This is a genomic window from Clostridium algifaecis (assembly GCF_017874415.1).
Classification (GTDB): domain Bacteria; phylum Bacillota; class Clostridia; order Clostridiales; family Clostridiaceae; genus Clostridium_B; species Clostridium_B algifaecis.
Genome location: NZ_JAGGLM010000002.1, coordinates 112,214 through 125,334 on the forward strand (window position 1 = coordinate 112,214; position 13,121 = coordinate 125,334).

Sequence of the window (13,121 nt, forward strand, 5' to 3'; positions counted from 1 at the left end):
TGTGATATTTTTGAAGACTTCAATAGATTTAGTTATGCAGTATATGCCTAATTTGTTAGAGGGACTTATGTACACAATTTTAGTTTCAGCACAAGCAATAGGGCTTGGGTTTACTGTAGGTATTGTTCTATCCATTCTTCGTATGGGGAAAAATAAAATTGTAGATTGGTTTGTGAATGTTTATATTAGTTTCGTAAGAGGTACACCAATTATAGTGCAAATTTTTATTATTTATTATGCATTAGCTATGATTCATTTAGATATTCCATCTTTTCAGTCTGGAGTTATTGCACTTAGTTTAAATAGTGGAGGTTTTATTGCGGAAATTATACGAGGAGGATTGAGTTCTGTTCCTAAAGGACAATACGAGGCAGCTAAAGCACTTAGAATAAATAAATTTCAAACATTAACAAGAATTATATTTCCACAGATATTTCGTATTATTTTACCGCAGCTATTAAGTGAATTTATTTCAGTTATTAAAATTTCTCCATTATTATCAATTATTGCAGTAGTGGAATTAACAAGATCAGCACAAAAGATTGCTAATACGACATATGTTTCTCTACCATTTTATATTACTATTGCGATTATGTATTTTATACTTAATTCAATACTGGAGTTCTTTGCAAATGTGTTAGAGAAAAAAGTAAATCTAGGAAAATGAGGAGGAATGATTTATGAGCATGCATATATTGGAAATAACATTTCCTCTTTTGTTAAAAGGGTTAAAATTAACAGTTTGTATTTCTGTATTAGCAATTTTATTTTCCCTCGTTGCAGGAAGTATTGTAGGGTCGTTGTATATATCTAAAAATAAACTTTTACATGGTATAGCTTATGCTTACGTTAAGATATTTCGTAATATTCCTTTTATGATACAAATATATTTGATTTATTATGCTCTTCCAGCATTAGGGTTGTATGTAAATGCATTTTGGACTGGTGTTATTGTACTGGCATTATATACAGGAGCATATATAGCCATCATTTTGGAAAGTGGATTGCGATCAGTATCAAAGGGACAATATGAAGCAAGCATTGCATTGAATATTCCGTATTTTACTATGCTTAGACGAATTATTTTACCACAGATATTTGGAGTAATTGTTCCACCTTTAACCAGTCAGTTTGCTACAACAGTAAAGGAATCTTCCGTATTGTCGGTTATTACTATTGCCGAACTTACTATGATGACAAATGAGGCAATTGGTATTACTTTTAGTCCTTTTGAAGTTTATGTTTTATCTGGAATATTGTATTGGGCTATTAATCTTTGTATCGAACGTATAGGCAAATACATTGAATATAAGACAGTTTTACAAAAGTAAATTTTGAAAATAAAGCGGAAGGGGATTAAGTTAATGAGTGAGGATATTTTGATTAATGTATGTAACTTAAGTAAGAAATTTGGCGATTTGGAAGTTTTAAAAGATATAAATATTAAAGTAACTTCAGGAGAGGTTGTATGTATAGTTGGTCCCAGCGGCTCAGGGAAAAGTACATTTTTACGTTGCTTGAATTATTTGGAAAATCCTACTGGAGGAGAGATCACCATTTTTGGTAATACTATAAAAGGTGAAGACAAGAAAAATAAGCAGGATATAAAAAATAATAAAGAACAAGCAAAAAGAATTTGTGAACATGTAGGTATGGTTTTTCAATCATTTAATTTATTCCCTCATAAAACTGTACTGCAAAATTTAATTGAAGCACCGATTTTAGTAAAAAAAGCAAAGAAAAAAGAAATAGAAAAAGCTGCTGATGGTTTGTTAAGCAAAGTAGGAATGTTAGAAAAAAGAGATTGCTATCCACATCAACTTTCAGGTGGACAGCAGCAGCGTGTAGCAATTGCAAGGGCACTGGCGATGCAGCCGGATATCATGTTATTTGATGAGCCAACTTCTGCTTTAGATCCCGAAATGGTTGCAGAAGTGCTGAATGTTATGAAGGAATTAGCAAAAGAAGGCATGACTATGATTATAGTTACACATGAGATGGGATTTGCAGCAGAAGTAGCAGATAAAGTTATTTTTATGGAAAAAGGCTATGTAGTAGAAGAGGGAACTCCAGATGAAGTAATTCATAATCCAAAAACAGAACGTGCAAAAAAGTTTTTCTCAAGTGTACTAAAATAGAAAAAATAATAGAAATTGATTTTAATTTTATGAATTGTTAAAAACATCATGAGTAATTAATTTTGCTCAGATGTTTTTTTATGCATTGAGTATTTTTCTTATGGAGGTTCTTTATGATATAATTTTTAAACAATCATAATCAATATTTAAGTTTGACTGAGAGGAGAACAAATTATGAATGCAGATAAAGTTCAAAAATTTGCAAAACAAATAATATATGAAATGTACAGACATTATGATTATATTATAGAAGACTTTAGTTTTATCAAAGAAAATTATATTCCCTGGGGACTTTCAAAAAAATTTAAAGATGGAAGTAAAACAATAATATGTTTTACTTATCAAGATAATGAAATTTCAGATGAGAGTGTAAAAAATAATATAAGTTTTAAATTTAACTGCCGCATGGAAGACATTATTACTGTAATAATAGGGAAAAATAAAAATATTAATGCATTTGGCAGCAATTTTGTTATTTTAGATTTAATAAATAGAGAAATAAAAATATCCGACATTAAAATGGAAACTATAGCAAATCAAATATCAAGTATTGTCTCTAATAATACTAGAATGCCAAATAATAAACAAAATGCTTTTTTAACATATGTGATAATTGGCATAAATATAATTATGTTCATTATTTCTGCTGTACTATCTAAAAACTTTATAGACATAGATACCCGGGTGCTTATTAATCTGGGTGCCAAATATAATCTGGCTATAGAACAAGGGCAGTGGTTTAGACTTATTACATGTATGTTTTTACATGGAGGGATTTTACATATTTCAGCTAATATGTATTCACTTTATGCTATAGGACCGTTCGTTGAACAGTTATATGGAAAGTACAGGTATATCATTATATATTTTGTTTCCGGTATAATTTCATCACTTTTTAGTTTCTGGTTTTCTGATTATGTTTCTATTGGTGCCTCTGGAGCTATATTTGGACTCCTGGGTGTTGTATTTGTACTTGCGATAAAAAAAAGAAAGACATTTGGAAAATCATTCCTTATAAATATTTTATCTGTAGTAATTATGAATTTAATAATGGGAATAAATCTGTCGGGAATTGATAATTTTGCACATTTGGGAGGATTGATAAGTGGAATTATTCTGGGAATATTTTTAGAAGTTTAGGTAATAATAATTTTAGTAATATTTTATGGAGTTGATGATAATGACAGTGGGTTCAAGAGTAAACCAAACATTAGCTAATTTAAAGGGAATTGAAAGCACATTAAAAATTTATTCATTACAAAGTAAGAATAACGAAGAAATCAAGGCTTACAAAGAAGCTTTCAAAACTACAGAAATAGTTACTAAAAATATACAGGACAGATTGAAAACAATAGAATTTGAAGAACCACAATACAAACGAAAATAGGAGAGAAAAGATAGTATGCAGAGCTGGATTATGTTAGTTTTAAGAACTGCAATTTTGTTTTTTTTAGTTTTGGCAATAGTTAAATTTATTGGAAATGTAAATTTGTCAAAATCCACGCCTTTCAAATTAATAAATTATATTGTAATTGCTATTATTACTGCATTTATTTCTTTAGGTTTAGTGGCAAATAGTGTATTTGCATTTATTGTATTAGGAATATGGACTTTACTTCCATTGGCACTGGATTATTTGTCAATAAAAAGCAAACTCATACATGATCTTATAAATGGCAAGGAAACTGTATTAATAAAAGATGGAAAGGTTATGGAAAAAAACTTAAGTAAAATAAGATATACAGGTGAAGACTTGTTGAGAGAATTACGATCAAAGAATGTTTTCAATCTATCAGATGTTCAATTTGCTGTAATGGAATCAAATGGAGATATAAATGTTTTATTGAAATCAGATAAAAAACCTATTAATCCTCATGATTTGAAGATAGAAGTTGCACCAGTATCTGAGCCGGAAACAGTAATATTAGATGGGAATATTCTAGATGGCGCTTTATCAAATAGAGGTTTGAATCGTGAATGGTTACAAGTTCAATTATCAAATTTGGGAGTAGTAATAGATAATGTATTTATCGGGCAGGTGGATTCTTCAGGTGATTTATTTATAGATACTTTTGATGATTCATTGGAGATCACACAACCAAAAGTTAAAGAATTGCTCTATGCGAGTATTTCAAAGGTTCAAGCTGATTTATTTGCTTTTTCTTTAGAAACGAATGATTCCAAAGCTAAAAAAATGTATTCAAATAATGCAAACACAATAAAGAGAATGATGGATAAATTAGAGCCATATTTATTACGTTCTTGAAGGGAGGTGAGAACTATGACAGTAGGAACACAGATGCAGCAAGCTATAGCTGGAGTCCAATCGGCAGCAGCTACAATGAAAACATTTGCATTGCAGACAGAAGATCAAAGTGCAAAAAAAGATTTTCAACAATTATCTAAAACTTTTGAGGATTCATTGCAAGTCCTAAATGGAAGATTAAAATATATTCAGGAACAGGAACCTCAATATAAGCAAGAATAAAAGTTAGATGAATTAGCTAATGAAATTATTTTATAGAGTTAAAAAGAGAGGATACTTAAACTATAGGTATTCTCTCTTTTTAATATTTTATAACAATTAGTCTAAAAAAAGATATTTAAATAAATGATACAATAAAATAAATTTATAGTAATAATAACAACATAGTAATGAAAACGATAGGTTAGTAAAAAATATTATATATTATTATTGAATTAGTAATTTCATGATGGTATTATTATATTATTAATTTATTACTTGAAGGGAGACATTACTATAATGGTTAAAAAAATAAAGAATGTATCAATTATTGGAATGGGTGCAATAGGTTGCGCATATGTAAGTGAAATTTCAAATAATATTGATGATGTAAATATAAGAATAATAGCAGAAGGTGAAAGAGCTGAAAGATATAAAAAAGATGGGTTTATAATAAATGGGAAAAAATATTTTTATCATGTTGTAGATCCAGATGAAAAATGTGAAGTTGCTGATTTATTGATTTTTTCTGTTAAGTTTGATCATTTGGATGAAGCCATACAGCAAGTAAAAAATCATGTTGGAAAAGATACGATTATATTGTCTTTATTAAATGGTATTACAAGCGAAGAAATAATTGGTAAAGTATATGGAATGGAAAAAGTTCTGTATTCAATTTCAGTAGGAGTAGGTGCAGTTAGAGAAAACAATGAAGTGATGTTTAAGACATTTGAAAATATTGGATGCATTTACTTTGGAGAAAAAAATAATGATGTGATTTCGGAAAAAGTTTTAGCAGCACAGGATTTTTTTGATAGAGCAAAAATAAAATATCAAGTTCCAAAAGATATGATTAAAATGTTATGGTGGAAGTTGATGGTAAATGTTGGCGTAAATCAAACTTCTGCTGTTCTAAAAGCAAATTATAGAGTATTTCAGGATCAAAGTGCTGCACGTGAAATTATGGAAGGTGCTATGCGGGAAGTTATCTTGATATCAAAAAAAGCAGAAGTTAATCTTGATGAACAGGACATGAATGATTGGATGAAAATTTTAAACAAGCTATCACCTATTGTAAAAACATCTATGTTTCAGGATGTACAGGCTAGAAGAAAAACAGAAATTGATATATTTGGTGGTGCGGTAGTAAAGCTTGGCAAAAAATATAATGTAGCGACACCAATAAATGCTACATTGTACAATATTATTAAAGTAATAGAAACTTTATATTAATCCTTAGTTTTATATAATGATTTTATTAATCATATAAAATAAAAACCCCTCCACATTAAGTATTATTTAATATGAAGGGGTCTTTAATATGTTGTTAAAAATAGTTATATTTATTTATAAATTATTGTATATTATTCAAATTGAAGCTCAAGATTAGATTGAAAACTATTTTGTATAGTATCTTCCTGTTCTTGAGTAATTGTACCGGCAGATACTAAAGTATCCAAAATATCTTTTAATCCGTTATCTTGGTTTTCTTGATTTGAATTTTCTTGAGATTTACTTGATTGAAAAGCAGATTGTATCGATGTTTTAATGGTATCTTCTTGATCTTTTGTAATTGTTCCAGCAGATACGAGGCTGTCAAGTGCAGTGCTTAAATCATCAGCCGCATCTTTTGGTGGCCTTGGTTGCTTTGAAGGTTTTAAAGCATTTTTTACAGCGGTCTCCTGATCTTTTGTAATTGTTCCGGCAGATACAAGACTATCAAGTGGATTAGTTACTTTGTTATATGTTCCTGTATTTGACTTATTGAACTGAAAAGCAGATTGAAAAGCCGTTTGTATAGCACTTTCCTGATCCTTCGTGATTGTTCCGGCAGATACAAGACTGTCCAAAGAATCAGTTATTTTGTTATCAATTGTATTTTGTGTTGATTGGATAGTATTAAAATTCTGAGATTGACTGTTAACTGCTGTTGTAGAAGTTTGTTCCTGCTGACTATTTCGTTGAATTCTAGCTTGTTCTTGAGCTTTTATAAGTTTTTCATACCAGGTAATTGTATCCTGATTGTTAGTTATAGTATTCATTAATTTCACCTCTCCAAATTTTGTTATATTTTTTTTATTATATAAATAATTCCTTAAAATTACCTTAAAATTTTTGAAATAAAATGTAAAATATAACATTATGATTGTAGAATAAACAATGCTTTTTTAGTTAAAATATATATATGCTGAAATATAAATAGGAGGCGGTTCTATAAGATGGATGATAGGATATTAGAAAATTTTAAAGACAAATTAAAATTAAAAAGAGATAAAGTATTTAATTTATTGGAGCAAATGGAGAAGAATGAAACAATAAAATCTAATTCTGAAATGTCCGGGGAATTATCTTTTTATGACAATCATCCAGCAGATAATGCTAGCAGCATATATGATAAGGAAAGAGGAATGGCTTTTCAAAAGAATGAAAGAATTATTATAGAAAAAATAGACGATGCGTTAAAAAGTATAGAGGATGGTACTTATGGAATATGCAAAAAATGTGGGAAAGAAATAGATATAGAAAGGTTGAAATATGTTCCATATGCGGAATACTGTATTGATTGTCAAGAAAGCATTGATAATTTAAAACCTGAAGAGAGAAAAAATAGATCTACAGAAGAAAGTGTTCTTAAAAATACTATGGAACATAGATATGACAGTCAAGCTGGTTTGGACTTTGATGACAGTTATCAGTCAGTTGAAAAATTCAATAGAAGGAAAAATATAGTTGAAGAATATATAGATGAAGATGAAGAATATTCTGATCCAATAGAAGGAATAAGCAATAATCAATATAAAAATCAATTGCCATAAAGTAATGAAGACTCAGATTCTAATAGCATGTTTTAGCAATAAGTATAATTTAACGGAAATTTTATAGGTGTTGACAAATATTCATTTAATTACTTGGAGTAATTTTTACAATAATGCATAAACTTTAATCGTAAGCAGTAAAGATTACTATAAAAAGGAGTGATTATTATGGCATACAGTAATAAACCAGTAGTTCCACAAGCCAAAGCAGCATTAAATCAGTTTAAAATGGAGTCAGCTAGAGAAGTTGGAGTAAACTTAAAAGAAGGCTATAATGGAGATTTAACTTCTAGAGAAGCTGGTTCTGTAGGTGGAAATATGGTTAAGAAAATGATTGAAGCCTATGAACAAAATTTAAAGTAGAGTAGATATGTAATAAAAAATCTGCACCTTAATTAAGAGTGCAGATTTTTTATTATGAGTTTGATTTATATAAAGTAATTATATGATAACAATAATATAGTAAATATAATATATGGTATAATAAATTTAAAAGATACAAAGGGGAATTAGTGATTAATGAAAATTTTAGTGTATAGTTATAGATCGGATGAAACTGAATATTTTAAAGAATTCAGCAAAAAGTATCAAGTAGAAATTAAATTATGTAATGATGCACCAACTATGGAAAATGCAGATTTATCAAAAGGATTTGATTGCATTAGCATTATTACAACTAAAATTAATGCTGAATTAATGGAAAAATTTCATGAAGTTGGAGTAAAATTTATATCGACTAGAACTATAGGGTATGATCATATAGACATAAAAAAAGCAAGGGAGTTAGGTATTCATGTAGGAAATGTAACTTACTCACCAAATAGTGTAGCCAACTATACAATTATGATGATTCTTATGGTAACACGAAAAATGAAAGCTATTATAGAACGAAGTAATGTACAGGATTATTCTTTAAAAGGTGTTCAGGGAAAAGAATTACAAAATTTAACTGTAGGAGTTATTGGTACGGGAAGAATTGGACAAACAGTGATTGAACATTTAAGTGGATTTGGCTGCAAAATATTAGCTTATGATTTATATGAAAATAAAGAAATGAAGAAATACGTTGAGTATGTTCCTCTTGAAAAACTTTTTAAAAATAGTGATATCATTACGATGCATGTACCTGCAACAAAAGATAATTATCATATAATTAATAAGAATTCCATAGCAATTATGAAAAATGGTGTATTTATTATCAATACAGCTAGAGGTACTCTTATTAATACTGATGATTTTATTGAGGGCATTGAGCAGAAGAAAATAGGTGGAGCAGCACTAGATGTTATTGAAAAGGAATCAAATATTTATTATAATGATTTAAAATGTCAGATATTAGACAATAGAGATTTGGCAATTTTAAAATCTTATCCTAATGTAATTGTAACACCACATACAGCTTTTTATACAGATCAGGCTGTAAGCGATATGGTAGAACATTCTATTCTAAGCTGCATTTTATTTAGTGAGGGTAAAGAAAATCCATGGGAAGTTAAATAAGCAAGTTTTTTTTGAAGGATATGTATCGTATAACAAGGATATATATCCTTTAATATTTATAGATAGTTATTAAAAGAAGGTATATTTTTATTATATCTGAGGAGATAAATAATGCTGTAAAAGTGTTGAAGAATAAAAAATGAAAAACATATTGACAAAGATGAAATAATTGCTAAAATAAAGTTAGCACTCAAGTAATATAAGTGCTAATAAAAATGATTCTTGAGTAACCACGTCAATTATAATGCTGGCTGTGGTTTTATTGAAGTGGTTTTATTAAAACATACTATAATATTGAATTATTGAAGAAAGGAAATGGTAAAAATGGCTACAAAAGAGTTTAAAGCAGAATCGAAGAGATTACTTAATTTAATGATTAATTCAATTTACACAAATAAAGAAATATTTTTAAGAGAGCTTATATCAAATGCAAGCGACGCAATTGACAAGAGTTATTATCGTTCGCTTGTCGATGAAAATGTTAGTTTCAACAAAGATGATTTTTATATTAGAATTACTGCAGATAAAGAAAAAAGAACACTTACAATTAATGATACAGGTATAGGCATGACAAAAGATGAACTTGAAAACAATCTTGGTATTATTGCAAAAAGCGGATCATTTGCATTTAAAAATGAAAATGAAGCAAAAGATGGAGTGGATATTATAGGCCAATTCGGAGTTGGCTTTTATTCTGCCTTTATGGTATCAGATTTAGTAACTGTGAAAAGTCGTGCTGTAAATTCAGATGAGGCATATAAATGGGAGTCAAAAGGTGTAGAAGGTTACAGCATAGAACCTTGTGAGAAAGAGAACACAGGAACTGAAATTATATTAAAAATTAAAGAAAGTACTGATGATGAAAAATATGATGAATTTTTGGATGAATATAAAATAAGATCCTTAATAAAAAAATACTCTGATTTTATAAAATATCCAATTAAAATGCTTGTAAAGAAAAGCAAATTAAAGGAAGGAAGCAAGGACGAATACGAAGACTATTTTGAAGATGAGACTTTAAATAGTATGGTACCAATTTGGAGAAAAAACAAGAATGAATTAAAACCTGAGGATTATAACCAATTCTATATGGATAAACATTTTGGATATGAAAAACCACTTAAAGTAATTCATTCAAAAGTTGAAGGAGTAGTAAGCTACAATACTTTACTCTTCATTCCTGCCAAGGCACCTTATGATTTTTATACAAAAGAATTTCAAAAGGGTCTTGAACTTTATTCAAATGGAGTACTTATAATGGAAAAGTGTGCTGATTTACTTCCAGATTATTTTAGCTTTGTACAGGGCTTGGTTGACTCAGCTGATCTTTCACTTAATATTTCAAGGGAACTTTTACAGCATGACAGACAGCTTAAATTTATTGCAAAGAAAATAAAGGAAAAAATAAAAAGTGAACTTCTGCTAATGCTTAAAAATGATAGAGATAAATATATTGAGTTTTATAAGAACTTTGGAAGACAGCTTAAATATGGTGTTTATTCTGATTTTGGCAGCAACAAAGATGTTCTGCAGGATTTACTTATGTTCTATTCATCAACGGAGAAAAAGCTCGTAAGTCTTGGCGAATATGTTTCACGTATGAAAGAAGACCAAAAGTTCATATATTATGCAACAGGTGAAAGCATAGAAAGAATAGAAAAATTACCACAGACTGAAGTAGTTAAAGACAAAGGTTTTGAAATATTGTACTTTAATGATGATGTTGATGAATTTGCAATTAAAATGCTTATGAAATACAATGAAAAGGAATTTAAATCAGTTTCAAGCAAGGATTTAGGCTTTGAATCCGATGAGAAAGAAGACAAGAAGGAAACAGAAGAAAACAAAGAATTATTTGATTTTATGAAAGAAGCTTTAAAGGGTAAGGTTAAAGAAGTAAGGGCATCAAAAAGACTTAAGAATCATCCTGTTTGCCTTGCAAATGATGGTGATCTGTCTATTGAAATGGAGAAAGTACTTAAGATGATGCCGGATAATAAAGACATAAAAGCTGATAAAATTTTGGAGATAAACACGAATCATCAAATGTTTGGTGCTATTAAAAAAGCATTTGCAGAGGATAAAGATAAGTTAAAAATGTTCTCAAATTTGCTTTATAATGAGGCACTTTTAATTGAGGGACTTCCAGTAGATGACCCTGTACAATTTGCAAATGATGTAAGCTGTTTGATTAAATAAAATATCATGAACTGCCGCACTAGCTTAGGACGGCAGTTTTTTATATGTAATTCCAAATTATACAATAATTTTACTGATTTTTTAAAATAGTGTAAAGAAATTCTTAAGGCAATGAAAGAAGATAAAATATAAAATTGCAAAAAGAATTGAATTATATAAAAATACCGATTATAATTCACTAGAGGGTAAAATTTAATTATGAAGCTTAAACGATTAGAGGAGAGAGTAAAAGTTGAGTAAAAAGAAAAGTTTTTCGTCGAGGAATAGGCTGCTTGCTATATTTTTTATATTTTTAATAGTACTAATTGTAATTATTGGCAGATTATCTTATATTGCCATAGCTCAAGGTGACTGGCTCAGGCTTTTGGCTGAAAAACAATGGACAGATAAAACTTTGATAAAGCCTGTTAGGGGACAAATTGTTGATAGAAATTATAATCAACTTGTAACTAATGAAAATGATTATAGAATTGATATCGATTTGAAAACATTAAAGCAATCTATAAAAACGAAAAAACTTACTATGGATGATGTTGAAAGTAAACTTTCCGGCATAATTGGAATGAATATAGAAAGTATCGATAAAATAATAAAAACCAGTGATTCATACAAAGTGCTTGAAAGGGGAATATCGAATGATCAGAAAAATAAAGTAGAAAAACTAGGCATTAATGGAATAATAATTTCACCGGATACTAAAAGATATTATGTAAATGGAAGTTTTTTATCTCAGGTTCTAGGCTATACTGATTCTGATGGAAAAGGAGTAAGTGGTGTTGAGCTCAGCTATGATAAGATACTTACAGGTACACCTGGTTTAAATATATCACAGGTGGACAGCAAGAGATCAGATCTTCCTTATCAGCAATCTGTGTATACAAAGCCTGTAGATGGAAAAGATCTGGCTTTAACTATAGATGCAAATTTGCAGCTCTTTGTTGAGAAAGAAGCGGAAAAAGCTCTTAAAAACAATAATGCTAAATCTGTAACAATTACAGTAATGAATCCCAAAAATGGTGAGATACTTGCCATGACAAATAAATCAGCTAAAAGTTCTAATTCTGCAAATAATTTGAATGATAAATGGTATAATAAAGCAATACAGGGAACTTTTGAACCTGGATCAATATTTAAGGCGATAACTTCAGAAATAGCGCTTGAAACTAAAACTTCTGATGAAAATCAATATTTCCTTTGTAATGACAGTATAACAATTAATGGCACAAAAATATATAATTGGGACAAAGCCAGCCATGGAATGCTGAGTTTTGTTGATATTCTCAAGACTTCAAATAATGTGGGATTTGCCCAGCTTGGACTTAAAATTGGGAAAGAAAATCTTTATAGTTATATAAATAAATTTGGATTTGGAAGTAAGACAGGCATAGATCTTCCGGGAGAAGCATCTGGAATAGTTAAAGATGTGAAATCTGTAGGGAATGTAGATCTTTCAAATACTGCTTTTGGACAAGGAATAGCTACCACTCAGATTCAATATATGACAGCCTTTAATGCAATAGCAAATGGAGGTATGTGGATAAGACCGCATATCATGAGTGAAGTTGGTCATATGGACAAAGATAACAAATTTATAGAGGATAGTAAATTTAATGACTTTAGTAAAAAAAGGATAATGGATGAGAATATGACAAAAAATTTAAGGGGTTATCTTGAAAAAGTTGTTTCAGATGGTGTAGGTAAAAATGCTTATATTAAAGGTTATGATATTGCTGGTAAAACAGGTACTGCACAGAAAGCAAATCCAGATGGTGGCGGATATGAACCCGGCAAGTATGTTTCGTCTTTTGCAGGAATGGCCCCATATGAAGACCCAAAGGTTACACTTATTGTGTCTATAGATGAACCTGATTCTTCAAATTATTATGCATCACAAACCTCAGCACCAGTAGCTAAAGAACTTTTTGATGAAATATATAATCACACTGATTTTATGAATAAATGACTTTTACTGCAAGCCGGTGATATTAAAGCTGTCACCGGCTT

At 29.4% G+C, this 13,121-nt stretch carries 14 protein-coding genes; 13 read left to right on the plus strand and 1 reads right to left on the minus strand.

Translation table 11 applies throughout. From position 1 onward, the window contains the following. The first annotated feature begins 10 nt into the window (after positions 1–10). The 8 genes from J2Z42_RS03145 (at position 11) to J2Z42_RS03180 (ending at position 5,835) form a co-directional block, all read left to right on the plus strand. A complete protein-coding gene (locus J2Z42_RS03145) occupies positions 11–667 on the plus strand; it encodes an amino acid ABC transporter permease (protein WP_209700917.1) in 657 nt (218 codons plus the stop codon). 13 nt (positions 668–680) lie between these two features. Beyond that, the gene (locus tag J2Z42_RS03150; protein WP_209700918.1) at positions 681–1,331 is read left to right on the plus strand and encodes an amino acid ABC transporter permease; all 651 of its coding nucleotides are present in this window, start codon (positions 681–683) and stop codon (positions 1,329–1,331) included. Positions 1,332–1,364: 33 nt separating this feature from the next. Next, the gene (locus J2Z42_RS03155; RefSeq protein ID WP_281063518.1) at positions 1,365–2,138 is read left to right on the plus strand and encodes an amino acid ABC transporter ATP-binding protein; all 774 of its coding nucleotides are present in this window, start codon (positions 1,365–1,367) and stop codon (positions 2,136–2,138) included. Between the two features lie 174 nt (positions 2,139–2,312). Then, positions 2,313–3,278 (plus strand): rhomboid family intramembrane serine protease, encoded by a 966-nt coding sequence (locus J2Z42_RS14395; protein ID WP_245331466.1) that lies wholly within the window; start codon positions 2,313–2,315, stop codon positions 3,276–3,278. A 40-nt stretch (positions 3,279–3,318) separates the two neighbouring features. Further along, complete coding sequence (locus tag J2Z42_RS03165) at positions 3,319–3,525, plus strand: DUF1657 domain-containing protein (protein WP_209700919.1); 207 nt, start codon at positions 3,319–3,321, stop codon at positions 3,523–3,525. 15 nt (positions 3,526–3,540) lie between these two features. Then, positions 3,541–4,404: a DUF421 domain-containing protein gene (locus J2Z42_RS03170; RefSeq protein WP_209700920.1), complete on the plus strand. Its 864-nt coding sequence runs from the start codon at positions 3,541–3,543 to the stop codon at positions 4,402–4,404. Between the two features lie 15 nt (positions 4,405–4,419). Continuing rightward, positions 4,420–4,626 (plus strand): DUF1657 domain-containing protein, encoded by a 207-nt coding sequence (locus J2Z42_RS03175; protein ID WP_209700921.1) that lies wholly within the window; start codon positions 4,420–4,422, stop codon positions 4,624–4,626. A gap of 276 nt (positions 4,627–4,902) precedes the next feature. Next, positions 4,903–5,835, plus strand: coding sequence for a ketopantoate reductase family protein (locus J2Z42_RS03180; RefSeq protein ID WP_209700922.1), 933 nt, complete (start codon positions 4,903–4,905; stop codon positions 5,833–5,835). 131 nt (positions 5,836–5,966) lie between these two features. Here J2Z42_RS03180 and J2Z42_RS03185 read toward each other — a convergent pair whose 3' ends face one another. Next, positions 5,967–6,644, minus strand: a complete 678-nt coding sequence (locus tag J2Z42_RS03185; protein WP_209700923.1) for a hypothetical protein — start codon at positions 6,642–6,644, stop codon at positions 5,967–5,969. Between the two features lie 177 nt (positions 6,645–6,821). Here J2Z42_RS03185 and J2Z42_RS03190 point away from each other — a divergent pair, with 177 nt between their 5' ends. From J2Z42_RS03190 to J2Z42_RS03210, 5 genes are all read left to right on the plus strand, one after another. Further along, a complete protein-coding gene (locus tag J2Z42_RS03190; protein WP_209700924.1) occupies positions 6,822–7,418 on the plus strand; it encodes a TraR/DksA C4-type zinc finger protein in 597 nt (198 codons plus the stop codon). A gap of 168 nt (positions 7,419–7,586) precedes the next feature. Beyond that, entirely contained in the window at positions 7,587–7,781 is a 195-nt protein-coding gene (locus J2Z42_RS03195; protein ID WP_209700925.1) for an alpha/beta-type small acid-soluble spore protein, read from the plus strand. A 156-nt stretch (positions 7,782–7,937) separates the two neighbouring features. Further along, positions 7,938–8,918, plus strand: a complete 981-nt coding sequence (locus J2Z42_RS03200; RefSeq protein ID WP_209700926.1) for a D-isomer specific 2-hydroxyacid dehydrogenase family protein — start codon at positions 7,938–7,940, stop codon at positions 8,916–8,918. A gap of 324 nt (positions 8,919–9,242) precedes the next feature. After that, complete coding sequence (htpG, locus tag J2Z42_RS03205) at positions 9,243–11,117, plus strand: molecular chaperone HtpG (RefSeq protein ID WP_209700927.1); 1,875 nt, start codon at positions 9,243–9,245, stop codon at positions 11,115–11,117. Positions 11,118–11,349: 232 nt separating this feature from the next. Further along, on the plus strand, positions 11,350–13,080 hold the full coding sequence (locus tag J2Z42_RS03210) for a penicillin-binding transpeptidase domain-containing protein (protein ID WP_209700928.1): 1,731 nt from the start codon (positions 11,350–11,352) through the stop codon (positions 13,078–13,080). The last annotated feature ends 41 nt before the right edge of the window (positions 13,081–13,121 follow it).

Coding starts and splice junctions, on each gene's coding strand:
- J2Z42_RS03150 (WP_209700918.1), top strand. CDS start 681: ATGAGCATGCATATATTGGAAATAACATTTCCTCTTTTGTTAAAAGGG.
- J2Z42_RS03155 (WP_281063518.1), top strand. CDS start 1,365: ATGAGTGAGGATATTTTGATTAATGTATGTAACTTAAGTAAGAAATTT.
- J2Z42_RS14395 (WP_245331466.1), top strand. CDS start 2,313: ATGAATGCAGATAAAGTTCAAAAATTTGCAAAACAAATAATATATGAA.
- J2Z42_RS03165 (WP_209700919.1), top strand. CDS start 3,319: ATGACAGTGGGTTCAAGAGTAAACCAAACATTAGCTAATTTAAAGGGA.
- J2Z42_RS03170 (WP_209700920.1), top strand. CDS start 3,541: ATGCAGAGCTGGATTATGTTAGTTTTAAGAACTGCAATTTTGTTTTTT.
- J2Z42_RS03175 (WP_209700921.1), top strand. CDS start 4,420: ATGACAGTAGGAACACAGATGCAGCAAGCTATAGCTGGAGTCCAATCG.
- J2Z42_RS03180 (WP_209700922.1), top strand. CDS start 4,903: ATGGTTAAAAAAATAAAGAATGTATCAATTATTGGAATGGGTGCAATA.
- J2Z42_RS03185 (WP_209700923.1), bottom strand. CDS start 6,644: ATGAATACTATAACTAACAATCAGGATACAATTACCTGGTATGAAAAA.
- J2Z42_RS03190 (WP_209700924.1), top strand. CDS start 6,822: ATGGATGATAGGATATTAGAAAATTTTAAAGACAAATTAAAATTAAAA.
- J2Z42_RS03195 (WP_209700925.1), top strand. CDS start 7,587: ATGGCATACAGTAATAAACCAGTAGTTCCACAAGCCAAAGCAGCATTA.
- J2Z42_RS03200 (WP_209700926.1), top strand. CDS start 7,938: ATGAAAATTTTAGTGTATAGTTATAGATCGGATGAAACTGAATATTTT.
- htpG (WP_209700927.1), top strand. CDS start 9,243: ATGGCTACAAAAGAGTTTAAAGCAGAATCGAAGAGATTACTTAATTTA.